The following is a 26,718-nucleotide window of genomic DNA, read 5'->3' as shown; positions in this document are numbered from 1 at the left end:
TGTATATTATATAGTTTATTTAGAATAAATGAAATACGGCGAAAAAAGCCGAGAAAGTTTTTCTCGGCTTACAAATAGCTTATGCCTCTTGCTCCACTTTAGATTTTTTTATTTCTTCCGTGAGTTGTTCAATACTTGGTCGAATATTCCCTTTACCAGAGTAGTTTTCGAGCATTTCTTTTACATCGATTCCGGATGAAGCTTTTAATGTTTCTTGTAAGGTAGACATTAAATTAGTTGCATAAGAAGTCACTTTGTTTGCACCGCCACCTTCTCCACTTCCTGTATCTACCACTGTAATTTTGTCGATATTGGAAAGTGGGCTTGCAATTTGTTTCGCATATTCCGGTAACATATGGACAATCATATCTAAAACAGCTGCTTGACCGTACATATCAAATGCTTCTGCAATTTTACGTTTTGCTTCGGCTTCGGCAAGACCTTTTAGACGAATGATATCGGCTTCCGATTCCCCTTGCGCTCGCTGTGCATCGGCTTTTGCAAGACCGTCTAATCGTACCTTTTCTGCATCGGCTTTCGCTTTTGCTTCAATTCTGTATTTTTCAGCATCTGCTTCTGCAATTTCTCGAGATTTAGAAGCTGCAGCATTTTGTTCAATTGCATACCGGTCTGCGTCAGCTTTTTTCTTCACTTCAGAGTCGTATTGTTTTTCACGTCGTAAAATTTCTTTTTCTTCTAACTCAATTTGTTTTTGACGCTCGATAATTTGAATTTGCATTTCTTGCTCCGTTACTTCTTGTTTAGAACGTGCAGTTTCTAATTCATATGCTTGGTCAGCACGTGCTTTTGCGATATCTTGTTCACGGCGATATTCTGCCACTTTTAATTGATTGTCTTTTTCTGCTTCTGCAATTTCAGTTGCACGTTCTATTTCAGCACGCTGCGCATCTTTGGAAGCTTCTGCACGTTTAATACGAGTTTCTTTTTCTGCCTCTGCAGTCGCAATATCTGCATCTCTTTTCACTTGCGCAATTCTCGGTTTCCCTAGTGAATCTAAATAACCGTTTTTATCACGAACATCTTTAATCGTAAAGGAAACGATGATTAATCCCATTTTTGCTAAGTCTTGAGAAGCAACTCGTTGCACTTCTTGGGAGAACTTATCACGATTTTTATAAATTTCTTCTACCGTCATAGACCCTAATATAGAGCGCAAATGACCTTCTAGTACTTCTTTTGCTTCATTCTCACGATCTGCTTTTGATTTTCCTAAAAATTGTTCCGCTGCGGTTGCAATCTCAGAAATAGAGCCACCAATTTTTATAATTGCCGTTCCATCTGCCATAACAGGAACACCCTGCTCTGTATATACTTCAGGTGTTGTAACTTCTAGCTTACTTGACAAAAGACTAAGTGGTTCACCTTGTTGAAATACCGGGTATACGAATGTACCGCCACCGCGGATTATTTTAATGCGGTTTCCTGAATCATCGGTATGAACGTTTTTGGATCCTAAATAACTACCGGTTACGATTAGCGCTTCGTCAGGACCTACAGTGCGATATTTCGTAATATATACTGCAAGTACAACGATTAAAACAAAAACAACAATTCCTATTACTATTAAAAGTCCCATATCCATTTTTATTCCCCCTATTTATTATTTTAACGGCTCATATTCTTTCACTAAAAATGTGCCGTCCTCAATATCAATGATTAATACTTGCTTGTCATAATCTATCTCTTCCTTGTCATATCCAACTGCTCTTTTCGAAATAATTCCATTTACCGTTTCGATCACGATTTCTCCATAACCATCAATCGGAATCGGAACAATTACTCGTGCTACCTGGCCTTGCAGTGACTCATTCGTATATGCTGTCGAAACTTCTGCAGAAGCTAATGGAACAAGTACAAAGAAATATAATAAAAAAGTTATAACGCTCGAAACTACAAGTGCTACTATAATGATTATTTCATCGTTCCAGTTCGTTAATTTAAGAAGTATAAATCCGGTCGCACATATAAATAATAAGAAGGTAAGTATTGTCGTCGGATTCAAAATCCCACTATCCATTCCATCAATTGCATCTGCAAACAGCACATATAATATCGTGATTAAACCAATAACGAATAATCCATACAAGAAGATTTGTTCGATTTTCCTCACCCCTTTCTCCCTTATGCCTCTCTAATCTTTTATACGGGTTAACTCACGGAAAGTTTCATATTTTTACATTGTTATAAATTTTTAAATTTCATTCATTAAAAAGCGCTTTCATTCGACTGTTTAAACCCTTATTTTAGGAAGCAATGTTACAGCATTGTAAATTTTGATAAATAGACGTAAAAAGTGTGTAGATTTTGTAATTTTTTTGGTATGCTATTTGAGGAAAAACGTTGAAAAATAAACTTTAAAGTCCAGGAGGCTTTTTTTATGATTGGTTCAAAAAAAATAGATCCCTTTTTCTCATCATTGTTAAATATCGCAAAAAACGTGCAAGAAGCAGCACACTATACAGATGATTTCCGTGTTAATTCCATTTCAGATTTAAAGGAAATCAGTGTTCATGTGAAGAACTATGAGACTGCAGGAGACAAATTAATTCATGAGCTGATTGTTATGCTTAATAAATCATTCATGACTCCTATTGAACGAGAAGATATTTTGCAACTAGCGGTTAGAATGGATGATATTTTAGATGGCATTGATGATTTTACAGCTAATTTAGAAATGTTCTCACTTCTTGAAATCGATGATTTTATGCGTACTTTTTTAGAGTATATCGTGAAAAGTACAGATGAAATTGTAAAAGCAATGGAACTTCTTGCACAGAAAAAACTACTTAAAATGCATGAGCATTCCGTTCTTATTAAAGATTACGAGCGTAAATGTGATGAAGTACTTCGTTCATCTATTAAACAACTGTTTTTAAATGAAAAAGACCCGATTCGAATTATTCAGTTTAAAGATATATACGAAAAACTAGAAGAAGTTGCAGATTATTGCCAAAACGTAGCTACTACGATTGAAGCAATTATCATGCGAAATGCGTAGGAGCACGTCCTATGGATTCTATTTTAATTCTTACAATTCTTGTTGTCGTTTTTGCTTTAGCCTTCGATTTCATAAACGGGTTTCATGATACGGCTAATGCTATAGCAACTTCTGTTTCAACAAGAGCGTTAAAACCAAGAGTTGCTGTATTAATGGCAGCTATAATGAACTTTGTTGGAGCACTTACTTTTACTGGGGTTGCAAAAACAATTACAAAGGATATCGTTGATCCGTTCGTATTACAAAATGGTTCCCTCATTATTTTGGCTGCACTATTTTCAGCTATTATTTGGAATTTAGTTACTTGGTATTTCGGTATTCCTTCCAGTTCTTCGCATACTTTAATCGGTTCTATCGCAGGAGCTGCCGTTTCTGCTGCTGGGTTTGCCGTTTTGAACTGGGAAGGATTCATTAAAATCATTCAAGCACTGCTTATTTCACCATTTTTAGCGTTAGCAGTTGGATTTTTAATGATGTCTTTATTCAAAGTGCTTTTTAGAAAGACAAGCTTATATGGAACAAATAAAGGTTTCCGTACGTTTCAAATCGGAACTGCAGCATTACAATCCTTTACACATGGTACGAACGATGCACAAAAAGCAATGGGGATTATTACAATGGCCTTAATCGCTGCTGAGTGGCAAACAAATGATGATATCCAGTTATGGGTACGAATTGCCGCTGCAACTGCAATGGGACTAGGTACATCCATTGGTGGCTACAAAATTATTAAAACGGTTGGCGGTAAGATTATGAAAATCCGCCCTATCAATGGAGCTGCCGCTGACTTATCATCTGCCATGATTATTTTTGGCGCAACAACTATTCATTTACCAGTTTCCACGACACATGTTATTTCATCTGCAATTATGGGAGTTGGAACTGCTCAACGTGCCAAAGGTGTAAAATGGGGAGTTGCGAAGAAAATCGTTTTAACTTGGATTATTACATTACCAATTTCCGCAGTTTTAGCGGGAGTTATCTTCCAAGTACTTAACTTATTTTTCTAATTTGAAAACCTCGTCTGAAAAGACGAGGTTTTTTTGTATGACTTATTCTTTAATGATTAAACCGAGTGATTTTGCAAAGCCAATTGCCTGTTCTGTCGATACGATGCAATCCGCAAGATTTTCCATCGTAACTGTAAGTTGTTCATATATGTTCGTACTCAAATCTATTCCTTTTAAATCCGTTTCCGTGAAATTGGCACCATCTAATTCACATTTTTCGAAGCCTACTTTATCAAATGACGCTTCTATAAAGTCGGCACGATTGATAGATGTTTGTTTAAAAGCTACCTTTTTTAATTTAGAAAAACTCATACTTAAATAATTGGCAACGGAGTCTTCTATCCTCACATCTGTTAGTCTACTTCCAGAAATATTCGTTCCTAATAGCTTGGAGTTTCTCATCTCTACCCTGTGAAATACTGCATTTCCAAAATCTACATTGGACAAATCACATTTTTCAAACAAGCAGTCCACAAATTCGACTTGATGAAATCGAACCCCTTCCATTGAAACCCCTTGAAAGTGTACTTGGTCAAAAATGATTTTGTTTTCTTGCTCCTCTTCCAATTCTAAAAACGTTACAATTCCTTCTGATACAAAATTGTCTTCTAGAAGTGCACTATTTACATCTAGTTCAGGTAAAAAGCTACGAAGCTTCGGTGGAGTAATTTTCAACTCGATTCCTCCCTTTCTTTGTTCCTTTTATCTTAACATTATATTAGTATATTCTCGCTTCTTTCTAGTACAATGAAGAAAGTTATTTAGTATGAGGAGGAAACTATATGTACTGGTTGTCTAATATAGTTACACGTTATTACAAAACTATATTGATCTCTTGGTTGGTCCTATTTATTGCTTTAGCAGTGCTCGCTCTCCGTTTGCCGGGTTTATTGGAAGGTGATGGGTTTAGCACAAACGGCGAGCATCAGCAAGTGATGGATGAATTAACGAATACTTTTGATCTTCCTGCGGAGACTCTATTTATAGTTTTCGATCAATCAACAAACGACACAATCAAGCAAACAATAGCACAGATTGAAGATTTACAACTTGCTGAAACGATTCAATCACCATTAGACGAACCTTCCCTTTATAAGGAACATGTTGCTTATGCCATGTTACATTTCAGTGGCGACACAGCAGATATGCCAGATGTAGTAGATAAAATCCGCACTTCTATCGATGGTGAAAAAGGGGTTACATTAACCGGGGGCGCTGCTATTAATAAAGACATTAATGTAGCCAGCCAGAAAGATCTAGCTAGTGCAGAAGCAATTGGTCTACCGATTGCGATTATTGTGCTACTTCTTGCTTTTGGTAGCGTAGTTGCTGCGTTTGTCCCGCTTATCGTTGGTATTGTAACAGTTGTTTCTACATTCGGGGTCATGACTTTATTTAGCGAAACAATGAATTTATCGATTTTTGTATTGAATATTATTCCAATGCTTGKGCTTGCATTAAGTATTGATTTTGCGCTCCTTCTTATTAATCGCTATAAGGAAGAAAGGTTAAAACAATCTATTGCAGATGCAGTTCAAACGTCGATTCAAACTGCCGGTCGCTCTATTATTTTCTCTGCAGTTTGTGTGTTCATCGGTTTAGGCGCGATGCTCGTTATGAAAGTCGAGATATTCCAAAACCTAGCACTTGGTGGAATGCTTGTCGTATTTATGGCCGTGTTAGCTTCTATCACTTTGCTGCCTTCCCTTTTATTATTAATGAAAGATCGTATAAATAAATGGACGATTATTCGAGTAAAACCTGGTGCTTCAACTAGATGGCGGAACTTTGCCGCTTTCGTGATGAAGCGTCCCGTGACACTTGTTTTAGTAGCGCTCATCGTTTTAGGCATTGGTATTATTCCTGTAAAGGATATGAAATTGACGATTCCGCAAGTAGATTCATTGCCACTTACATACGATTCTCGCCAAGCTTATGAATTAATGGATAGGGAGTTCGGATTAGGTGAAAAATCGACTGTTTATATGATTGCTGAACGTAGTGATGGCTGGGAAAACACAGACGGGCTTGAAATGATGAAAAAAATAGAAGATCAATTATTAGTTGATAAAGATGTAGATTCAGTTAATACAATCTTTAGTGCTAGCAATATTGCTACAGTCCAACAGTGGGAGCAAAGCATACAGATTCCTGAAGTGAAAGCACAGTTAACCCCTTTGCTTTCGTCATTTGTTCAAGGAAATAAGCTCTTAATCCCAGTAACACTAGATTTGAACGGTTCCTCTAACGAAGCTCAAGACTGGGCTCGCGAATGGTCCGAAAAAGACTTGGGTGTCGATATAATACTAGGCGGACAGCCTAAGTTCAACCAAGAAATTTTCGATGAGATATTTGATAAAGTAGGTATGCTCCTTGCAATCATTCTAGGATCTACATTTGTCATATTAATGATTGCTTTCCGTTCTATTTTAATCCCATTGAAGGCAATTATTATGAATGTGATCGGTTTATCCTCTACTTTCGGAATTCTCGTTTATATATTCCAGTACGGACATTTCGGAATAGAAGAGACGACGATTGCACTCATTATCCCGGTCATCGTATTTAGTTTAGTTTTCGGACTCAGCATGGACTATGAGGTGTTTCTAATATCCCGTATTCAAGAAGAGTACTCGAAAAGTTTAGATAACACTGCCGCTACAATTGACGGGCTTACTTCAACGAGTAAGATCATTACGTCTGCTGCGCTAATCATGATTGTCATCACTGGCGCTTTCGCTTTTACAGATGTAATGCCAGTGAAGCAAATTGGAATCGGCATTGCCATTGCTGTGGCGATTGATGCATCCATTATTCGATTACTACTAGTTCCGAGCTTGATGAAGCTATTCGGAAAGTGGAATTGGTGGATGCCATTTAGAAAAGGACCTTATAAAGCTAGTAAATGGCATTAATCTTGCATTATTTTCAACTAAATGAAAAAGACCAGAAGAAAATTGAACTATTTTCTTCTGGTCTTTTCTTTATTTAAATTTTGTTTGATACCAATCCTTGGCAGCTTGCACTTCATCTTGTGTTAATTGATGTCCGTATGAATGCCAATACAGCTCTACATTTGCTCCGGCAGCTTGAAGTAAGTCACGTAATTCCTCAGATTCTGCCGCTGGGCACATATGGTCATTTTTCCCCGCTCCGATAAATACAGGTGCATCAGATAAGGCTGGAAGTTCTACACTACGTCTAGGAACCATTGGATGATGCAAAATAGCACCTTTTAACACATTTTTATATTCGAATAAAAGATTAGCTGCAATATTAGCACCGTTCGAATAACCAATTGCTACTACATTATCGCGATCAAATTCATAGTTTTCCGCTGCTTCATCAATAAAGTTTTTCAATTCTTCCGAACGGAACATTAAATCCTCCATATCGAATACACCTTCAGCTAAACGTTTGAAAAAACGTGGCATCCCATTTTCCAATACATTTCCGCGAACACTTAATATATTAGCCGCTCCGTCAATTTCTTTACCAAGTCCAACTAGATCATGCTCATTTCCGCCAGTCCCGTGCAATAGTAATAATGTTGGTTTAGATTGGTCGTCGCCTTTATAAAAAACATGTTTCATATTAAAACTTCCTTTCAAATATCTTGAATTCGAGATAATTATAACGCGAAACATTTTCTTGGTCAAATAAAGTGATTCACAACTAAACTCCCCATTTTCCAACTAACAAAAAAGCTGTTCCGTAATTCAATTACGGAACAGCTCTTCTTATACTATTTGCTTCGTACCCTTCCACAAAATCGATCCAATCATTGTAAGAACTAGGACGATCAAGCCTAAAACAAAGGGATAAATAATATGCACATCATATAATAACCCTGCTAAAAGTGGTCCTAGCACATTTCCAATACTCATATATGCATTATTCATCCCCATTGCAAAACCTTGTTCCTGTCCTGCTAGCTTCGAGATTAACGTCGTAAGTACTGGACGTAAAATGGAAGTGGAAAGGAAAATAATCATCGTAATGACAAAGAAAAACACATAACTGGACACGAAAATCGAAAGGAGAAACCCTAAAGCAGCGATACCTAAAAACAACCTTAACACGTTCGCTTCTCCAAAACGGCGAACAATCCAGTCAACAACTAATAATTGAACAATTACACTGACAATACCAGTAGCGGTTATCATCCATGCAATGTCTTGTGGTGAAGCTCCGAATTCATTGTCCACAAAGAGGCCTAAAACGGATTCGTATGCCATTAACCCGAAGCTCATCACGAGTGTAATAACAAGTGGAACGAAATATGGTTTCTTAACCGATTGTACGATTTCTTTCACCATAGGCTCAGGTTTATGTTCAGGAGCCGTACTATTTTCCGGTTTACTCTCCTTTAGTACGAACAATGAAAAGACAACCGCTAAAACTCCTACAATTGCAGAAATCAAAAGAGGCATTTTCAAACCAAAATCGGCTAGAAAACCACCGATACCAGGTCCAATAACAATACCAAGTGACATGGCTGCAGAGATAAAACTATTTCCCTTCGCTCGCTGATCCATTGTTGTAATATCTGCCACATACGCAAAAATTGCCGGTACTAATAACGCTGCACCTATACCGCCTATCACACGTGACACATATAAAACACCTACAGTATCTGAAAAATAAAAGACGAACATAGATAATGCCAAGCCGCTTAAACCTGCAATAATCATAATTCGTCTACCATATTTGTCTGCCCATTTCCCAGCAATTGGCGACATAATTAGCTGTGCCCCAGCAAATATCGCAATCATGAGTCCTGCTGCCGTTCCACCTTGTCCGATAGACTTCAAATACGCCGGTAAAATAGGAATAATAATACCAAAACTCCCTATCGCGATAAACATATTTATCATTAAAACTAATAATTTCTTTCGTTGATCTTTCGTCATTTGTTACCTACTTTCATTCAAAAATAATTGTACACTTGCAAAAGAATACCACGGCTCTCAACACTATACAAGAAACTAATTAAAATTTACATCTAAATAACATTTCTCAATATTTCGCTACTACATAAAAAAGAGCTACCCGATGAACTCCGAGTAACTCTTTTCCTTTATTCATTCAACTTTTCAAGCGTTTTTGCCGTTCCTTGCATTGGATAAGACTCCGCTAAACTATCATAACCAACCTTTACTTCGTCATATAGTTCTAGCATATCCCGCATGGCCATTGTAATGGTAAACCAGGTTGCATCTTTTCCGCTGTCAATTGCTTCTTGTGCAGAAAGTTTTTCTGCTTCCTCAGCCGTCAAATCATCCACAACGAGAATATTCGTGTTGTTCATGTCTACAATAATTCCAGTCATATATCCAGTTGGCTGAGATTGGGTTGGATTTTTTTCATAAAACTGCATGATGAAATAAAAGATAGCACCAATCGCTATAAGCGTAAGAACTAACATAATCGCAACAGTAGATCTCCCTTTCATGTGAAATCCCCCTTACCTAGCAGCCACTTTTCGGAAGCCTTCTTCTAGTAAATATGCCTTTGCTTCTGCATAAGAACCGAAACTTTCTTCTAAGTTATAGCCATGATAAATATTCCACATTTCATCCTCTTGTAACAATGTTAGCTTCGAATTTTCTTTGTTTTTCCACTCTTCTTCTACTTCTTCCTCGGTAACCTCTTCTTCCTCCGTCGCTAAATAGGCAATGGAGTCTTTAATTGTTTTTCTTAAATCGTCGGCAGAAGCCTCCCGGATATTCAAAAGTCCCTTGTCATTGGCTTCCTCATATTGTGGAAGATCTCCTACATAGACAAATCCATTTCCATTCGGATGAAGATGGTAAACGACTGTGGTCTTTTCATATAAGCTTTCTTCGTAATGGTAATTTACCCGTTTCATCGAAACTTCTTTTCGAGTAAGTTCCGGAAATTCTTGTATAATTGCTTCTTTTTCTTCAAATGTTAGCATGTGATTCCTCTTTCTTTTCTTTTTTCATTTGTTTAGTATAGCACACTCCTTAACCTCTACGCGTCCACCATTCTGCAACAATTATAAAACAAATAACTACTGCAATAGCGACTGCAAAAAACCAATCTGGTAAACTCCCCAATTGTCTTATTCCTCCTTGCTAATTTGACTCACAAATCGACCGAAGTTTTGTGATGCAAATCCTTGAACCTTTTCTGTTGCATAAGTTTTCAATAAATAATGCACTAAATTTTGTGTTTTTGAAGCATCTTCCAATCCATCTACAAATTCACTTATACCATCGAAGTCAGAGCCAAATCCTATTAGATGTTCTCCACCAAGAGATACAATATGATCAACATGTTGTACCAAATCCGACATACCCACATTCTTTTCAGAATTGTTGATGAATTGTGGATAATAAACAATATGAATAGGTGACTCTTTTTCGATTAATGCTTTTAGTTGCTGGTCTGTTAAATTTCTATTAGAGTCACATACGGCCCTAGCATTCGAGTGACTTGCCATGAGCCATTTCGCTTTTGGAAGTACATCCCAAAATGACTTTTCGCTTAAATGAGAAACATCGATAATAATATTTTGCTCATTTAATAAGGTCACAACCTCTTTACCAAATGAGGTCAAGCCAGTTCCCGATTCCTCTGCTGCACCGTCAGCTATAGCATTTGCACCATTCCACGTGAGACCAACTAATTTCACCCCATGGGATAGTAGCAATTTTAGCCTTTCTATATCTCCATCCAGCATATCCAAGCCTTCCAATGATAATACCGCACCAATTTGTCCTTCTTGAAGCGTTTCAAGTTGCTTCCATTTATAAATTGCTACTACATCATCATGTTTTCCAACAATTTCGGTATGGAAAAATTCAATTTGTCGGACAGCCTCCATGAACTGCTTTTCTTTCGGAAATCCTTCCGATACAAAGACGGCGAATACTTGTAAAGCTACTTTACCAGCTTTTAGTCGTTCTTTATTTGCTTGTAATAAAGGTGAATCTGTAAAAGAAATCGGTGCATCTTCTTTAGCAAGTTTAAATAGTACATCACAATGTAAGTCGTAAATTTTCATCTCTTATCTCCTAAAAAAACCGGCACTCTTCTAATAAGAAGTACCGGTTGAATTTTATAGTAATTCCGCACGAAGTTGTTCAGCAGATTTTGGTGAAAGTAGTCCAAGTGGAATATCAAATGCCGTTTTTGCACCACTTTGACCAGTTTGTCCTAAACGATATGCTGCTCTTGCATACGCAACTAACACACTAGATGTAAAATTAGGATTGCTTTCTAGCTTCAATGAAAACTCCATTAATTGTTTTTCCTTTGTACCACTTTCACCACTTCGAATAACAAATCCACCATGAGGCATCCCACTATGGTTTTGTTGTAATTCTTCTTCCGAAATAAAGTGTACTGTTGTATCATAGTCAGCGAAATAGTTTGGCATAGTGACAATTTGCTGCTCCACTGTTTCCTGACTCGCTCCATCTTCTAATACTACATAACATTCTCTTGTGTGTTTTTCACGTGTGGATAGTGTCGGATGCTCTCCGTTGCGCACACGTTCTACCGCTTCTTTTACAGGAAGCGTATATTGGACCGCATTTTTTACTCCTTCAATTCGGCGTACCGCATCAGAATGTCCCTGGCTCAAACCGTCTCCCCAAAATGTATATGTATTACCTTCTGGAAGTACTACTTCTCCAAGCAATCGGTTTAATGAGAATAAGCCTGGATCCCATCCAACTGATATAACACTTATTTTGTTAGAAGCTTTCGCTGCTTTATCCACTTTATCAAAAAACTCCGGGATTAATGCATGTGTATCAAAACTGTCTACCGTATGGAAAATTTGCGCTATTTCTGGTGTTTGTTCCGGTAAATCTTTAGCAGAACCACCACATAAAATCATCACATCAATTTTATCTTGAAAATCTTTTGCATCTTCCACCAAATATACTCCAACCGAAGCATCATTTACCTCAACGGTTGATGGGTCACGTCTAGTAAATACACCAACTAACTCCATATCAGGATTTTGTTTTACCGCTAGTTGGACTCCTCTTCCTAAGTTTCCGTAACCAATAATACCAATTCGAATTTTACTCATTTACTTTTCCTCCATAATTACGATTTCCTACTATTAAAAATACATGCATAATACCCAACAGTCAACGAATAATTATTCAGGAGCTTCTTCAGAAAATGCTAGCCATTCTTCTCTTGATGGACCATACATTCCTGGCACAGCTAATCCTGCTTGTCTCATTAATACAGTGATTTGACCTCTGTGATGTGTTTGATGGGATATTAATACTTGAAGTATAGTTGCAACAGTCCACGTTTCTCCGTACATATCCTTTTCTTCTAGAAGCGTCGCATCTGACCATTGTTCTTTTATCGCTTGTACCATTGCATTACTTGATTCTTTGTATGCCACAGCCATTTGTTTGGCCGTTATTGGTTTTGCGGCATCGTGCGGAGTAGCATTGAATTGTAATCCCGTTTTCCCAATCATTTCATCGATTGTCACAACGATATGCCAAGCAAGTGTTCCTAGCGTTCTTCCTTCTTCATAAACCTTTTGTTTTAAAGATTCATCTGTTAGTGTATTGAATATTTTTAGTGTCGAATCAGATTCATGTCTCCAGTTTGTCAAAAAGTCTTCTAAAGTTCTAATCATAATATCCCTCCAAATCTGTCTATACACTATATTTCGATATACTAAAGGTAGATTCCTGCTTACTTGCGAATAGATATTACCATCATGTTATGGTAGACTAAAGGACAGACAATAAGAGGACGTGAGCGAATTGATTAAAATAGAATTACCGAAACCAACCGTAACAATCACCCAGCGTGAACAATTACTAAAAGAAGGCGATATCGAAATTCCAGCTATTTACGGGTTTATCGACTTCCACCAACTCCCTCGTGATAAAGGTGGCATCTTTATGTTTTATAACAAAAATGATGAGCTTTTATTCGTCGGGAAAGCACGTAAAATAAGACAACGTATTAAAAAGCACTTTGAAGACAATGTATCCCCAATGATTAAACACCGCGACGAGGTATATAAAATCAGCGTATGTATAGTAGATGAAGCCATGGATCGTGAAATTTATGAAACGTATGCGATTAACACATTAAAATCGAAGTACAATATCGACAAAGCATTTTTTAGATAAGAGTTCTATGATAAAACACAAAGAGTAGATTAATCTACCCTTTGTGTTTTTTTAGTTATCCTTTTCAGTTACTTTACAGTTTCAAAAATGCTTGTGCTGTGAAGTGGTTGAACCCGTGATTTTGGATCGATAAACGTTTTAATATGGCTTATTGCAATCGGTACTTCTCCAAATCCAACAGCGATCAGTTTTACTTTTCCGTCATGCGTACACACATCACCTGCAGCATATATTCCTTCTATATTCGTCTCCATTTTTTCATTGACCACGACTGAATTTTTTTGCATATCCAGTCCCCATGTTTTCAAAGGTCCAAGAGATGCAACGTTACCGTAATTGACAATAACATGGTCTACGGGAAGCCGTTGTTCCGATTTATCTTTGGCAACGATCACCACTTCATGTATATTCTCAGCATCTCCAACTAATTCTTTTACAACAAATGGTGTTTTCACTTGTACATTAGAACTTTCTAATTGTTGGACAGTCATTTCATGAGCCGTGAATTGTTCTTTTCGGTGACAAATGGTTACATTTGAAGCAACATTCTCCAACATCAAAGACCAATCGAGCGCAGAGTCTCCACCACCTAATACAAGTACATTCGAGTCCTTGAAATGATTAATATCTTGCACTTTATAATGAAGGTTTTTCCCTTCATACTCAACCGCTCCCGGAACATTTAACTTCCTAGGTTGGAAAGAACCAATACCAGAAGTAAGCAATATTGTTTTCGAATAATGCACTGTTCTATCCGTTGTTAATACAAAATAATCTGGAAACTTTTCAAGCGACATTGCCGTTTCTTCCAAACAAATTGTTGGATTACTATAAGCAGCTTGTTCTTCCAAATTTGCCACTAAATCTTTGGCTAAAATCTTAGGAAGTCCACCAATATCGTATATATATTTATCAGGATAAAGCTCCATTAACTGCCCACCCAATTGTGGCAAACTATCTATTATTTTCACTTTCAAATCGCGTAGTCCCGCATAAAAGGATGCAAATAATCCTGTTGGGCCACCACCAATAATAATTACATCGTACAATTCCTCTTCCATTACTACTTCCACCTCACTGTATTTCCAAGAATGAAAATGATTCTCAACTATAGCTTAACATAAATTGGACCGACCTTACAGAAATCGATTTCGTATATCTGGAGTCGGTATTGTACAATTATCCTTTTTCCCGAACCATTTATATCTATTTTTCGCAATTATTTTGTATACACTATTTCTAAACGACCTAGGAAATACTTTGAGCAGATAAAAAGCTTTCCACATTCCATTTAAGTGCCTACAAATTTCAAGCGCTGCATCTGAGGAATCATATACTGTATTATTATCAATTACTATCACACTATCCAGATTGTCGGCAATTAAATGCTTTTTCTTTAGATCCTCGCCAACTTCACTTTGTAAAGCCGCAAAGCGAAAATAACCACGAGGATCTCTTTTAATAATAAATTGAACGCTTGCATCGCAGAAATTGCATTCCCCGTCAAACAAAATAATAGCAGTCATATGAACCTCCTCCTTTCTAACAGTATATCAGTTATCATAGAAAAAACCCCAGTACATAGGCATACTGAGGCATCCTATTTATTGTTTATCAGAAGGAGTATCGGAAGAACCAACTTCTTCTAAAATTTCAAAGCTGTTTTCATAATCCCTTATTCGAGGGTCTTCGTCATCTACTGGTTGATCAGTTGTAGAATTTAATAATGATTCTTCTAGTGGACGTATTTCCTCATTCACTTCCTGCTGGGCATGCTCTACGCAAGTAGTCGTGGTTGGAACAGCTTCCAATCTTTCAAGTGGGATTTCTTTTCCACATTCTGTACATTTGCCGTAAGTACCATTATCTATTGCCGTTAAAGCTTCCTTTATATCTGCTATCTCATCTTCATAGTGTCTTCGTAGCGCTAACCTTGTGTGTTTATCTGTTAAGTCTGTTGCATTATCCGCAGGGTGATTATCGTAATTAGATAACTCGGTTGTTTCAAATTCTTCATCATTATCTATACTATGTTCTACTTCGTCTAAACGTTTAAGTAATGTAATTTTTAATTCATCATAATTTGTCATTTGGACTCCTCCTTCATTACTTAGTAGGATTCCCATATTTCATCAAAATAAAACAAATTCCCCCCGTGATTGAAACATTACATTAAATTCAACAAATGGAGTATGATAACTATATAAGGAGTGATAGTTATGGGAATTCATAAGTTTTTTATGAGCATGAATGATTTAGAAAGAATTATTCGAGCTCCTGGACGTTTTAAATTTGAAGAGCATAATGTTGCGGCGCATTCATGGAAGGTTTCCCAATACGCGATGTTCTTTGCTACAATAGAAGAAAATAATGGTGCTACAATCAATTGGAAATCACTTTACGAAAAAACCATTAATCACGACTTTGCAGAAATTTTTATCGGTGATATTAAAACACCCGTCAAGCATGCTTCTCCTGAATTGAAACAAATGCTTTCTCACGTAGAAGAAAAAATGATGGAAAACTTCATAAAACACGAGATACCCGAAGAATTCCACACCGTATTTTTCGACAGAATGAAAGAAGGAAAAGACGAAACAATTGAAGGTAAATTATTAGAGCTTGCGGACAAACTAGACCAAGTATATGAGGCTTTTGCAGAATTGCAACGTGGAAATATGGATGCAGAGTTTCTTAAAATGTATGAAAATGCACTTCGAAAGATTTTCAAAATACCACTACCGAAAAGTATTGCGTATTTTAAAGAAGTAATGCTTCAAGATTTAATAGCAGAGGAATCTGTTATCGATGTAAAAACGATAACATTGAAAATACTAGTCGAATAAAAATATTTTCCTCAAAAATACGATATATCGTATAATATAGTGTATACTATTATTGAACTATTACGACAATTGGAGGGAGGGTATTGAATGCCAATACCTGTAAATCACGCAAAACCTGTACGCACTACTGCTAAACTCCATGCTTTCAACCAATTACAGCAATGGATTATTGATGGTACGCTTCAACCGCAAGAAAAGTTAAATGATCTGGAGCTTGCAAAAGCGTTGGGTGTTAGTAGAACACCAATCCGGGAATCGCTGCAACTTTTAGAGTCACAAGGTTTCGTATCCATGCAACCAGGAAGAGCTACACAAGTTACGTCGGTGGAAACAGAGGATATAAATAATCTTCTCCCCCCACTCTCTGTATTGCAAGCGCTTGCAGCAGAGCTCGCTATCCTAAATATAGACGAAGCTACACTTCAACTACTGGAGGAAAAAAATAGACAATTTGCAGAAGCACTCCACGCAAAAGATTTTTCTACTGCTCTAAAAGTAGATGAAGAGTTTCATCAAATTATTGTAGATAGTGCGAGTAATCCATACATACATTCCATGGTAGAAATGCTTCAAGCACATGTGCGAAGACTATTCTATTATGAAAAGATTATTTTAAGAGAATATTCCATCAAGCAGCATGAAGAAATTATTAAACTTCTTCGAGAAAAAGATGCACAAAAATTAGCAGAAACAATGCGTTCAAATTGGATTTATACGATTGAAGAGTTTTAAAAAAAGATTCATTCCCATTATTTAGTGGGAATGAATCTTTTACTTTTAAGCGATTTGCGTTCGTTGAAATCTTGCAATAATACCAGTAATAATCGTCACAATAATAAATGGAATCAACCATCCTAAACCTACATCATAAAACGGTAAACTATTCTCATAAAACGATACAATTGGTTTCAACCACCCATAATATTCGATGTCCAAAGAACCGCATAAGGCTTTAAAACCATCAATAACACTTATCAAAAATGTAACAAACATAACCGTGCCATAGACAATTCTCGCATGATTAAACAATGGAGATAGGAAGGTCAACAAGATAATTACAATCGCTAAAGGATAAAGCAACATTAAAACTGGAATTGAATAAGTAATAATATTAGATAAACCAAAGTTAGCAATAATACATGTAAATACACTAAAGAAAATAACAAAGGCCTTATAGCTAATCTTCGGGAATAGTGTATGAAAATATTCTCCACATGCAGTAGTTAAACCAATACTTGTAGTCAGACATGCCAAGAAGATTACTATAGATAAAAGAATCGCTCCAAAAGAACCGAAATAATGCTCTGCAGCACTATTTAACACAGGCCCACCATTGTCAAACAAGCCAAAAAGTCCAGTACTAGTTGCGCCTAAATAAGCAATACCTGCATAAATGACACCTAGGAAGAAAATTGCAACGCCCCCGGCTTTCGCTGTTGCGCCAATAATCCCTTTCGTTGTCGTAACACCCATTGATCGAATTGCAGTGATAACTATGATACCAAATACGAGGGACGCCAGTGCATCCATTGTATTATAGCCTTCTGTAAATCCAGTCATAAATGCTTTGTCCACATAATTTCCTTGGGGTTCCCCTAATCCACCCATCGGTTTAAAGACAACAAATACTAATAAAATAAGTAAACCAATGATAATTCCCGGCGCTAAATATTTCCCTACATTATCTACAATTTTAGATGGATTTAGCGAAAATAACATCGTAATTCCAAAGAAAAATATTGTAAAGATAAGTAATCCAATCTGCGCAAAGTCTTGAGGAATAAAAGGTAAAATACCTATCTCATAAGAAACTGCTCCCGTTCTTGGAAGTGCAAAGAACGGTCCAATTGTTAAGTACAATAACGATGTAAATATAACCGCAAATATAGGATGTACTCTGTTTGATAAATCTTGTAAATTTTTACTTCCTGAAAAGCCCATCGCAAGTGTACCTAGGAAAGGTAATCCTATTCCGGTTGCTAAAAAACCAAAAACTGCCGGCCATAGGTTAGTACCAGCGTTTTGTCCTAAACTTGCTGGAAATATTAAATTGCCTGCTCCAAAAAACAGTGCAAATAACATTACCCCGATAACAAGGTAATTGGAAAATGATATTTTCTTGTCCATTCTTTCTTCCTCCTGTGATATAAGAAATAATCATTTCTTGTTGTATGTAGAATGTTCTCTAAGATGAATGCTATACAAATGATTTTTCTACATCACTTCTGTATGCAATATATCAGTATTTGATAATACTATGGATTTAATCAGAATGCAATWTATTAATCTCAATTGATCGAACATTTATTTTATTGGAATAATATTCATTTGTAAAAAATACAAGTGGAATTTRAGTAAGTCTGTCTTTCGGAAGACTCTAACTGGGGATAACCTATGCAATATAGGGATAATGCGTCTTACGAAGTGTCCACCAGGATTTCCGCTACAGGGCGGACGCTTTCCGCGGGGTGCGGCAAGCGAGAAGGCTAGCGGATATCTTGCGACGCATTATCACCAAATAACGACATACCTTCTACTTTATAATTCCCAAAAGCAAAAAGAAGCAAACACTTTAAAATTACCTTTTAAAGTACCCGCTTCTATTCTTAAAACTATTTATCCTCCGGAAAGAGTACTTCCTTCAGTTCATCATCGGAGGAACTATTTGTAAGCTTCACTCTAGCCCGATAAGCAGCACGGGTAATGAGATGTCCCGCAACAGGTGCTGTTAAAAACACAAAAACAATTCCGAGAAGTAATCGTACACTGATAAAACCTTCATGCACCCAGAAGTAGATAAATGCACCTGAAAGGCTCAATAATACAGCTAATGTCGAACTTTTCGTAGCCGCATGGGATCTCGTGTATACATCAGGCAGGCGAATTATCCCAAGTGCACTAATTACACTCATGATACTACCTAGCAATATGAGCAAAGCCGCTCCTAACTCAATTGTCTGATTTACGTTCAACGATAACCCCCCTCTCCACATGCTTGGAAATGGCAATCGTGCTAATGAAAGCAAGTATTCCTAAAATGAGAATTGCTTCTAAAAAGGCTTTCGTTTTTAGCACTATGGAGATAACAGCAATCATCGAGATTAAATTCACACCAATCATATCTAACGCAACCGCTCGGTCTGGCATAGATGGCCCTTTAATAATACGAATTAACGCGATTGCAATGGAAAAGGCAAATAAGGCAAGTGCTACAAGAAGTATCTTCTCTACCATTAGCGTGTCACCTCCATAATTGCTTTTTCAAACTTTGTAATGGATCGTAAAACATCTGCTTTGGATTGCTCTATATCCATCGCATGAATATAGAACATATCCCCAGCTGGATTTACTTCCATTACGACGGATCCCGGTGTCAGCGTGAGCAACATCGCAAGTGTCGTTATTTCCCAATCTCCTTTAAGTTCCGTTTTATAAGTAAAAATTCCTGGTTTTATCTTTAGCTTCGGACTTAATATTTGCTTAATTATTAATATACTGGACGCAGCCAATTCAGATATAAATATAAAAATTAGTTTAATAATCGAGTACAATCTTCTTAAATAAAATTGAGTACCGAAAAAACGATGCATTAAGAAAATAATAACAATCCCAACGATGAATCCAGCCAAAAAGGTTGTAATTTTTAGCTCATCTTCATCCTGTAGTAGCATCCAGAGAAACGCTATAAATAAATTAAATAAAAACTGTGCCGGCACTAGTCATCACCTCTCCCATTACTTATTTCCATCAAATACTGCGTCAATATAAACAGAAGGGTTAGATAGTGTATGTGCTGCATTACTTACATACCCTGATATAAATTCTGCTCCGAGTCCAAGGGATATTGTACCAATGGCAAGCAACACTATAGAGATAATCATTCCTTTTTTCAATGGTACTTCATCATCCGGACTAATAATTGTTTCTCCAAATATTGACTTCAAAAAGATTCGAAGAAGTGAATATAAGACCACAATACTTGATATAAAAGCAAGTGTTAGTAAAATGTAAGAACCAGATTCTATTGCGCCTTGTCCTACCAATATTTTACCTACAAAACCACTAAGTGGTGGTATTCCAGCAAGTGAACAAGTAACTATAAACACCATCCAACCGAATAGAGGATAGTTTCTAATTAACCCACTTATTTCATCAATTTTCGTTTTTCCAGTTAAAGTAATCATCGTACCAGCTATTAAAAATAGCATGGCTTTTGCAACCATATCGTGCATTACATAATAGATAGAACCTTCTAAGGCTGTTTGAGTTGCAACAGCTAATCCGACTAATATAAATCCAACCGCAATAACTACATTGTAAGAAGCGATTAAACGAACATCTTTATAAGCAATCGCACCTATACATCCAACAACTAAGGTTACTCCCGCCATAATTCCTATCAATGTATGTGTAATCGAAGGTTCATGATAGAAAATGAGCGTAAAAGTACGAAATAGAGCATAAATACCAACCTTTGTTAGTAATGCACCAAACAATGCTGCAATTGCTGTTGGAGGTACGCTATATGAACCAGGTAACCAGAAGAACAACAATAAACCTGCTTTTAAACTAAAAACGATTAAAAATAGAATACTAATTGTTGTGAGCAATGGACCCTGTCCCGCTTCTGCTACTCTTTCTGACAGATGGGCCATATTCAGCGTACCTAACGTTCCGTACAAATAGGCAAGTGCAACTAAGAAAAACCAAGAAGAAAGTATATTAATAACTACGTACTTAATAGATTCTCTAAGCTGCGCTTTTTTCCCGCCTAAAGTGACTAACACGTAAGAAGCAAGAAGCATCACTTCAAAACAGACGAATAGGTTAAACAAATCGCCAGTTAGAAATGAGCCATTTACACCAGCAATTAAGAATAAAACAAAGGGATAAAAGAACATTTTCTCATGACTTTCTCCAATGGAAGAAAAAGCATAGATAAGACAAATTGCAGTTACTATATTAGCCGTTAATACAAATAACATGGCAAACGAGTCTGCCACAAAAAGAATACCAAACGGAGGTTCCCAGCCGCCAAAGTCTAATCGAAGAATACCCTCTGTTTGTATTTTGTTCAATATATATAAACTAATCCCAGCCAAACCTAACATCGTCACTAAACTAATCACGCGTTGTGTTTTGACGAATGGTCGAATGAACACAAGTATAACCCCAACTATGATTGGGATTATTAAAGGCAGTACAATTATATTATTCATCATTTGTCCCTCTCAATGCATTTAGATCATCCGACCCAATATCTTGATATGCGCGATACGCTAATACGAGTATGAATGCCGTTACCGCAAAACTTATAACAATTGCTGTTAATATTAATGCTTGTGGCAAAGCATCTGTATAGGGTGGATCTGCTTCCGTTAACAATGGGACATTTCCTGTTTTCAAACCGCCCAACGTTAAGATAAGCAAATGAACTGCATGGGAAAGTACTGCAGTGCCTAAAATTACACGAATAATATTTCGAGAGAGGATTAAATACGTAGCAACGGCAACTAATACACCGATTAGTAATATTATTAACGTTTCCATAGTCTATTCCTCCTCACTTATGCTTAAAATTATTGTTACAACTACACCAACTACTGCAAGTGCCACTCCAGCTTCAAAAATCGTTACTGTCGTAAGCTCCGTTTTACCAAACACAGGCAAGTCAAAATAAGCAAATGTTTGCGACATGAAAGGAACACCTAATAGCAAAGAACCAAATCCTGTGCCAGTTGCAAGTAACACACCAAATGCTGCAACAAGCTTAAAATCGAGCGGCAAACTTTTTTGAACCGTTTCGATATCATGTGATAGATACAAAAGTACAATTGCGGACGCCAATACCAATCCGCCGATAAATCCTCCACCTGGGGTATTGTGCCCCGAAAGGAACAAATACACACCGAATGTTAAGATGATAAATACGACAATTTTTGTAACTGTGCGCAAGATGACATCATTTATTTTCAATTTTTTCATCCCCCTTTTTCGCTCTTAGCTTAATCATGGTGTAAACACCTAAGCCAGCTATAAAGAGAACTACTACTTCAAGCATTGTATCGAATCCACGGAAATCTCCTAAAATAGCGTTAACGATATTTGCACCACCTGCTAATTCATAGGCATCCTCAAAAAATGCGGAAATCGAATCAAATCGATTATAATTTAATACCGAAAGCGCGACCAATACGACAACTGCTCCAGTTCCTACTGAAATTACTGCATTTGTCAACTTTGTTTTTGCAGGGACTCTCTCCTTTTTCCAATCAGGTAAATGGGAGAAAGCTAAAAGGAACAATACAGTCGTAATCGATTCCACCACCAACTGTGTTAACGCTAAGTCTGGTGCTCGGAAAATAACAAAAAAGATGGCAATCGAATATCCTAAAACCCCATTTAACAAGGTTGCCGTCATACGTGATTTCGCAAATAACATTGCCACTGCAGCAATCGCCATTACTCCTACCAAAATAACTTCATATGCCCTAATCCTTACATCCATTGTAAAGTTAAGTGTGAATGCCCCAGAATAAAAGAAGAACCCACCTACTGTTAATATGAAGAATGTATAAATATAGACTAAATAGTCTCTTAACAAACCGGTCATATATTTGTTTGTCACAACGGTTGATTTACTTTCCGCAAACGATAAAAAGTTATCATAGAATGCATTTAGCGTAAATCTAGAAGATAATAACCCATAAACCGGCTTCCACTTTTTGAGAACCCGATATAATAACAATCCAACTAAAATAACACCAATTGTCATGAGTAATTCCGGCTTAATCCCGTGCCATGCAGAAATATGCGGCGTGAGATTTGCTGCATCACCAAATGTCGGATAAACACTCGCCATTGCTGGCTTCAGTATATAAGCTCCCAAAAGATTCGGGAAGAAGAAAATGCCTACAACGAACACACTTAAAATGATCGGAGAAATAAGCATTCCCATTGGCGCTTCATGAATGGGCTTATCCAATTTCTCTGGTTGAACTGGTCCAAGAAATGTTTTGAAGATGATAATCATACAGTAAATGAATGTAAATACACTCGCTATCCAAGCGACAATCGGGAAAATAATTCCGAGCGATTGCAAAGAGAGTATATCTGCATTCATTATTTGAATAGTTGCTGCAAAAAACATTTCCTTACTCAAAAATCCATTAAACAATGGTAATCCGGCCATCGATAAGCTTCCAATGACTCCTACAGTAAAAGTAAATGGCATAAAAGTCATTAATCCACCTAAGCGGCGGATATCTCGGGTACCAAGCTCATGATCGACAATCCCGACGACCATAAATAGTGCACCTTTAAACGTGGAGTGATTGATTAGATGAAACAAAGCTGCAAATGTAGCCTGTGTATAAATAATAGATTCCTCAGAATAACCAAACTGCAAGGCAATGGAACCCAGTCCAAGTAAACTCATAATCAGGCCAAGCTGACTAACAGTAGAATAAGCTAATAATGCTTTTAAATCAGTTTGACGAACGGCATTAAATGACCCCCAAAATAGCGTAATCATGCCGACACCACTTACAGTCCAAAACCAAATCTGATCTCCACCAAAAACTGGAGTAAAACGAGCAACTAAATAAATTCCGGCTTTCACCATTGTTGCAGAATGTAAATATGCACTAACAGGTGTCGGTGCTTCCATGGCATCCGGCAACCAAATATGAAAAGGAAACTGAGCGGATTTAGTAAATGCCCCGAGCAATACTAAAATCATCGCAGGGATAAATAACGCATGATCCGTAAAGTCCCCTACATTTGCTATAATTTCACGTATACTAAAAGAACCGGTCATTGTATGAAGCATTATGAACCCGACGAGCATCGCAATCCCACCACTTACCGTAATAAGCATTGCCTTTTGTGCTCCATGTCTCGATGCCTTACGATGATTCCAAAATGCAATTAATAGGAAAGAAGAAACACTTGTAAGTTCCCAAAACACATATAATACCATTAAGTTATCGGAAAACACGACACCAAGCATGGCACCCATGAATAGTAAAAGATAGCAATAAAAATGTTGAAGTGACTCTTTAGTAGAAAGATAAAAAATAGAATAGAGAATCACCAAACTACCTACACCGGTAATAAGTAATCCCAATATCATACTTAAACCATCCAAATAAGTAGTGAAGTTAATGTTGAACGAGGGAATCCAATTGTATGTATGGATATATGTTTTACCGCCTGCTACCGAGGGGATCAACCTAGCAAGCATAATAAATAACGTAATAGGCACTAACATAACTAGCCATCCGATATGTAAAAATTTGAAACGCCTATAAATGAATGGCACGAGTGCGGCTATTACAAAAGGAATAATAATAGCTAAAGTAACTGAAAACAAATTGTAGCCTCCTATTTCCAAAACGTATTGTGGGAACCTTCAGTTTTGAAAGAATTATTTCATTTGAAAGGGATACTTGACTATCCTAGTAACTAGTAGCATAATAGGAATCCATATGAGGTCCTTATAGTACTTCGGAAGAATTCGGGGTGTTTAACATTGCCTGTTTAAGCGAAAAGCACTTAGTATGCTTTTCATATAAATGATTGATGAACGTATAGATATATATTATCGAATATATACGTTAAATTATACACGAAAGAACTATACACTGCACTTGATGTGAACATAGGCAGAACATTTTGACTAGAACATGCATGTAGATAGATGAAAATTAATTAATAAAAACGAGGTGTAGACAACCGTGAAACACAGAAAAGGTCGAATGGATGAAAGTATACTTGTCTGCGTATACTACGGCCCGAATGGAGAACGACTGATCAGAAGAGGTCATAAGATGGCAAGCATGCTAGATTGCCCGCTTTATATTCTAACTGTTGACCCACTTCCATATGATGCGTTCGACGCTGAAAGATCTGGATATATTGAGGATTGGAAAAACCTAGCAGAGGAATTGGAAGTAGAAGAATTTATCATTCGTGATAACGAAAAACGTTCTTCTCCGAAAGTTATTAAAGAAGTTGCTCATCAACTTAATATTACACAAATAATTATTGGACAAACAGCTCAAAGCAGATGGGAAGAAATCACAAAAGGTTCTTTTATGAATGTTTTGTTAAGAGAAGTTCCTTTCGTTGATTTCCATGTAGTATCAGTTGAACGTTCTATAAAGGATGAAGAAGAAGGCATATTTGAAAAAGGAGTCCGCGCCTATTTAGTTACGGACGGAGACTCCTATAAAGTTTCTTTCACTTGTGCTAAAAACATGTGCCAAGAAGGCATATTCTTTAAAGAAATAGGAACAGACTTCGACAATGGGATTTTCAAGTTTATGCATAACAACAAAATGCATCAGGTCCATATACAAGATAATTTAGTTACAGACTCATCTCAAGTACCCGATGGCTGTAGTGTAAAATTATAAAAGGGAGACTCCTAGGAGTTTCCCTTTTTTCAATCTAGCTACTTTATTTATTTGATGCAAGAGTAATTTTACGGTCTCTTGGCAATGCGAACGCTACGAGTCCTATGATTGGCAATATAGAAACAATAATCATCGTTATATAAACTCCGACCTGGTCCATTAAAATACCGATAACTACCGCTCCTAAGGCTCCCATCCCAAACGCGAGTCCAACAGTTAGCCCTGCCATCGTTCCGATTTTACTCGGCACAAGCTCTTGCGCATACACGACAGTTACGGAAAAACTTAACATGATGAAGAAACCGATCAAAATTAGTAAAATGACAACCGCCCAAATAGGAACATAGGGCAATATCAACGAGAGTGGGATCGGTACAAGTACCGAAAGTAAAATAACATTCTTTCTTCCGAATCTATCTGCCCACGGTCCCCCAAAAAACGTCCCAACTGCTCCAAGCGCAAGGAAGATAAATATAAACACTTGTCCTTTTGGCATCGTAAAATCATAATTCTCTATTAAATGAAATATGTAAAAGCTTGTCATATTCGTCACGTAAAAAGATCTTGCAAAAATAATAACCATTAAAAGGCTTAATGCAATTCCTACCTGCTTTTTAGAAAGTTCCGGTAACGATGAAAGGAGCGTCTTTTTCTTCTTCGCTAAACTTTCTTCTTCCAGCTGTTTTTTATACCAAGCCGAAATTTTGGATAAGATGAAAATACCAACAGCTGCAACAACTAAAAAAAGCGCGGCTCCCTTTTGACCAAGTGGTACAAGGATAAATGCACTTATTAATGGAGCAAGTGCTTGTCCAGAGTTTCCCCCTACTTGATAAATCGACTGAGAAAGTCCTCTTTTAGAACCTGCTGCCATAAACGAAACCCTTGATCCTTCAGGATGAAAAACCGCAGAACCAAGCCCTAGAAAAATAACCGACACTAAAATTATCCAATATTCAGGGGCAAACGCAAGTCCTGCCATTCCAATAAAAGAACTAGTCATTCCAAGTGGAAGTGCATAAGGCATCGGTTTTTTATCACTTATAAAGCCTACAACAGGCTGTAATGTTGCGGCCACGATATTTAACATAAAAGATATTAACCCTAGTTGGGTAAACGTTAAGCCAATTTCATTTCTAAGTATTGGGAACATGGCCGGAATGACAGCTTGTAGTGAATCATTAAATAAGTGGCAAAGACCAATCGCAAACATAATTGGATAAACTGGAGTTCCTAATCTATTCGAAGCACTTCCGGTCGTCATTTTACATATCA

29 protein-coding genes are annotated in these 26,718 nt (G+C 37.0%); 7 read left to right on the top strand and 22 right to left on the bottom strand.

Annotated features, from left to right (window positions below):
* Window positions 1-79 precede the first annotated feature (79 nt).
* Window positions 80-1,603: a flotillin family protein gene (locus AC1DFT_RS10545; RefSeq protein ID WP_477919154.1), complete on the bottom strand. Its 1,524-nt coding sequence runs from the start codon at window positions 1,601-1,603 to the stop codon at window positions 80-82.
* Window positions 1,604-1,621: 18 nt separating this feature from the next.
* A complete protein-coding gene (locus AC1DFT_RS10540; protein ID WP_477919153.1) occupies window positions 1,622-2,131 on the bottom strand; it encodes an NfeD family membrane protein in 510 nt (169 codons plus the stop codon).
* Window positions 2,132-2,398: 267 nt separating this feature from the next.
* Between AC1DFT_RS10540 and AC1DFT_RS10535 the strand changes: the two genes are divergently transcribed.
* Complete coding sequence (locus tag AC1DFT_RS10535) at window positions 2,399-3,019, top strand: DUF47 domain-containing protein (protein WP_477919152.1); 621 nt, start codon at window positions 2,399-2,401, stop codon at window positions 3,017-3,019.
* An 11-nt stretch (window positions 3,020-3,030) separates the two neighbouring features.
* Window positions 3,031-4,029, top strand: a complete 999-nt coding sequence (locus tag AC1DFT_RS10530) for an inorganic phosphate transporter (RefSeq protein ID WP_477919151.1) — start codon at window positions 3,031-3,033, stop codon at window positions 4,027-4,029.
* A gap of 42 nt (window positions 4,030-4,071) precedes the next feature.
* Here the strand turns inward: AC1DFT_RS10530 and AC1DFT_RS10525 are convergent, their stop codons facing one another.
* Window positions 4,072-4,704 carry a pentapeptide repeat-containing protein gene (locus AC1DFT_RS10525; RefSeq protein WP_477919150.1) on the bottom strand — a complete coding sequence of 211 codons (633 nt, stop codon included), beginning with the start codon at window positions 4,702-4,704 and terminating at the stop codon, window positions 4,072-4,074.
* Window positions 4,705-4,811: 107 nt separating this feature from the next.
* Between AC1DFT_RS10525 and AC1DFT_RS10520 the strand changes: the two genes are divergently transcribed.
* Window positions 4,812-6,944 carry an MMPL family transporter gene (locus tag AC1DFT_RS10520; RefSeq protein ID WP_477919149.1) on the top strand — a complete coding sequence of 711 codons (2,133 nt, stop codon included), beginning with the start codon at window positions 4,812-4,814 and terminating at the stop codon, window positions 6,942-6,944.
* A gap of 69 nt (window positions 6,945-7,013) precedes the next feature.
* Here AC1DFT_RS10520 and AC1DFT_RS10515 read toward each other — a convergent pair whose 3' ends face one another.
* From AC1DFT_RS10515 to AC1DFT_RS10485, 7 genes are all read right to left on the bottom strand, one after another.
* Window positions 7,014-7,622 (bottom strand): alpha/beta hydrolase, encoded by a 609-nt coding sequence (locus AC1DFT_RS10515; protein WP_477919148.1) that lies wholly within the window; start codon window positions 7,620-7,622, stop codon window positions 7,014-7,016.
* A gap of 147 nt (window positions 7,623-7,769) precedes the next feature.
* On the bottom strand, window positions 7,770-8,942 hold the full coding sequence (locus AC1DFT_RS10510; RefSeq protein WP_477919147.1) for an MFS transporter: 1,173 nt from the start codon (window positions 8,940-8,942) through the stop codon (window positions 7,770-7,772).
* Window positions 8,943-9,109: 167 nt separating this feature from the next.
* On the bottom strand, window positions 9,110-9,484 hold the full coding sequence (locus tag AC1DFT_RS10505) for a DUF3221 domain-containing protein (RefSeq protein WP_477919146.1): 375 nt from the start codon (window positions 9,482-9,484) through the stop codon (window positions 9,110-9,112).
* Window positions 9,485-9,496: 12 nt separating this feature from the next.
* Complete coding sequence (locus AC1DFT_RS10500; protein WP_477919145.1) at window positions 9,497-9,970, bottom strand: hypothetical protein; 474 nt, start codon at window positions 9,968-9,970, stop codon at window positions 9,497-9,499.
* Window positions 9,971-10,117: 147 nt separating this feature from the next.
* On the bottom strand, window positions 10,118-11,062 hold the full coding sequence (locus AC1DFT_RS10495) for a dipeptidase (protein ID WP_477919144.1): 945 nt from the start codon (window positions 11,060-11,062) through the stop codon (window positions 10,118-10,120).
* Between the two features lie 54 nt (window positions 11,063-11,116).
* A complete protein-coding gene (locus AC1DFT_RS10490) occupies window positions 11,117-12,100 on the bottom strand; it encodes a diaminopimelate dehydrogenase (RefSeq protein ID WP_477919143.1) in 984 nt (327 codons plus the stop codon).
* A 72-nt stretch (window positions 12,101-12,172) separates the two neighbouring features.
* Window positions 12,173-12,673 (bottom strand): DinB family protein, encoded by a 501-nt coding sequence (locus AC1DFT_RS10485; protein ID WP_477919142.1) that lies wholly within the window; start codon window positions 12,671-12,673, stop codon window positions 12,173-12,175.
* A gap of 130 nt (window positions 12,674-12,803) precedes the next feature.
* Between AC1DFT_RS10485 and AC1DFT_RS10480 the strand changes: the two genes are divergently transcribed.
* Complete coding sequence (locus AC1DFT_RS10480; RefSeq protein WP_477919141.1) at window positions 12,804-13,178, top strand: nucleotide excision repair endonuclease; 375 nt, start codon at window positions 12,804-12,806, stop codon at window positions 13,176-13,178.
* 68 nt (window positions 13,179-13,246) lie between these two features.
* Here the strand turns inward: AC1DFT_RS10480 and AC1DFT_RS10475 are convergent, their stop codons facing one another.
* The 3 genes from AC1DFT_RS10475 to AC1DFT_RS10465 form a co-directional block, all read right to left on the bottom strand.
* The gene (locus AC1DFT_RS10475) at window positions 13,247-14,251 is read right to left on the bottom strand and encodes an NAD(P)/FAD-dependent oxidoreductase (protein WP_477919140.1); all 1,005 of its coding nucleotides are present in this window, start codon (window positions 14,249-14,251) and stop codon (window positions 13,247-13,249) included.
* 63 nt (window positions 14,252-14,314) lie between these two features.
* A complete protein-coding gene (locus AC1DFT_RS10470) occupies window positions 14,315-14,704 on the bottom strand; it encodes a thiol-disulfide oxidoreductase DCC family protein (protein ID WP_477919139.1) in 390 nt (129 codons plus the stop codon).
* Between the two features lie 78 nt (window positions 14,705-14,782).
* The gene (locus tag AC1DFT_RS10465; RefSeq protein ID WP_477919138.1) at window positions 14,783-15,268 is read right to left on the bottom strand and encodes a TraR/DksA C4-type zinc finger protein; all 486 of its coding nucleotides are present in this window, start codon (window positions 15,266-15,268) and stop codon (window positions 14,783-14,785) included.
* Window positions 15,269-15,397: 129 nt separating this feature from the next.
* Between AC1DFT_RS10465 and AC1DFT_RS10460 the strand changes: the two genes are divergently transcribed.
* Together AC1DFT_RS10460 and AC1DFT_RS10455 are read left to right on the top strand one after the other, a co-directional pair.
* Window positions 15,398-16,024, top strand: a complete 627-nt coding sequence (locus AC1DFT_RS10460; protein WP_477919137.1) for a YfbR-like 5'-deoxynucleotidase — start codon at window positions 15,398-15,400, stop codon at window positions 16,022-16,024.
* Window positions 16,025-16,111: 87 nt separating this feature from the next.
* Window positions 16,112-16,756 (top strand): GntR family transcriptional regulator, encoded by a 645-nt coding sequence (locus AC1DFT_RS10455; RefSeq protein WP_477919136.1) that lies wholly within the window; start codon window positions 16,112-16,114, stop codon window positions 16,754-16,756.
* A gap of 45 nt (window positions 16,757-16,801) precedes the next feature.
* Here the strand turns inward: AC1DFT_RS10455 and brnQ are convergent, their stop codons facing one another.
* The 8 genes from brnQ to AC1DFT_RS10415 form a co-directional block, all read right to left on the bottom strand.
* Complete coding sequence (gene brnQ, locus AC1DFT_RS10450) at window positions 16,802-18,151, bottom strand: branched-chain amino acid transport system II carrier protein (protein ID WP_477919135.1); 1,350 nt, start codon at window positions 18,149-18,151, stop codon at window positions 16,802-16,804.
* Window positions 18,152-18,636: 485 nt separating this feature from the next.
* On the bottom strand, window positions 18,637-18,996 hold the full coding sequence (locus tag AC1DFT_RS10445) for a Na+/H+ antiporter subunit G (RefSeq protein WP_477919134.1): 360 nt from the start codon (window positions 18,994-18,996) through the stop codon (window positions 18,637-18,639).
* Window positions 18,974-19,258, bottom strand: a complete 285-nt coding sequence (locus AC1DFT_RS10440) for a Na(+)/H(+) antiporter subunit F1 (RefSeq protein WP_477919133.1) — start codon at window positions 19,256-19,258, stop codon at window positions 18,974-18,976. The genes AC1DFT_RS10445 and AC1DFT_RS10440 overlap by 23 nt, the downstream gene beginning before the upstream one ends.
* Window positions 19,258-19,740: a Na+/H+ antiporter subunit E gene (locus AC1DFT_RS10435; RefSeq protein WP_477919132.1), complete on the bottom strand. Its 483-nt coding sequence runs from the start codon at window positions 19,738-19,740 to the stop codon at window positions 19,258-19,260. The genes AC1DFT_RS10440 and AC1DFT_RS10435 overlap by 1 nt, the downstream gene beginning before the upstream one ends.
* A gap of 18 nt (window positions 19,741-19,758) precedes the next feature.
* A complete protein-coding gene (locus tag AC1DFT_RS10430; RefSeq protein WP_477919131.1) occupies window positions 19,759-21,243 on the bottom strand; it encodes a Na+/H+ antiporter subunit D in 1,485 nt (494 codons plus the stop codon).
* Window positions 21,236-21,574: a Na(+)/H(+) antiporter subunit C gene (locus AC1DFT_RS10425; protein ID WP_477919130.1), complete on the bottom strand. Its 339-nt coding sequence runs from the start codon at window positions 21,572-21,574 to the stop codon at window positions 21,236-21,238. Before AC1DFT_RS10425 ends, AC1DFT_RS10430 begins: the two co-directional genes overlap by 8 nt.
* Window positions 21,575-21,577: 3 nt before the next feature.
* On the bottom strand, window positions 21,578-22,000 hold the full coding sequence (locus AC1DFT_RS10420; RefSeq protein WP_402823171.1) for a Na(+)/H(+) antiporter subunit B: 423 nt from the start codon (window positions 21,998-22,000) through the stop codon (window positions 21,578-21,580).
* On the bottom strand, window positions 21,987-24,398 hold the full coding sequence (locus AC1DFT_RS10415; protein ID WP_477919129.1) for a Na+/H+ antiporter subunit A: 2,412 nt from the start codon (window positions 24,396-24,398) through the stop codon (window positions 21,987-21,989). The genes AC1DFT_RS10420 and AC1DFT_RS10415 overlap by 14 nt, the downstream gene beginning before the upstream one ends.
* A gap of 364 nt (window positions 24,399-24,762) precedes the next feature.
* Between AC1DFT_RS10415 and AC1DFT_RS10410 the strand changes: the two genes are divergently transcribed.
* Complete coding sequence (locus AC1DFT_RS10410) at window positions 24,763-25,443, top strand: universal stress protein (RefSeq protein WP_477919128.1); 681 nt, start codon at window positions 24,763-24,765, stop codon at window positions 25,441-25,443.
* Window positions 25,444-25,486: 43 nt separating this feature from the next.
* On the opposite strand, the gene AC1DFT_RS10405 is transcribed toward AC1DFT_RS10410, so the two are convergent.
* On the bottom strand, window positions 25,487-26,707 hold the full coding sequence (locus AC1DFT_RS10405) for an MFS transporter (protein WP_477919127.1): 1,221 nt from the start codon (window positions 26,705-26,707) through the stop codon (window positions 25,487-25,489).
* Between the last annotated feature and the right edge of the window lie 11 nt (window positions 26,708-26,718).

The organism is Psychrobacillus sp. 05T411, assembly GCF_056396485.1.
This window is presented reverse-complemented; position numbering and strand designations above follow the sequence as displayed.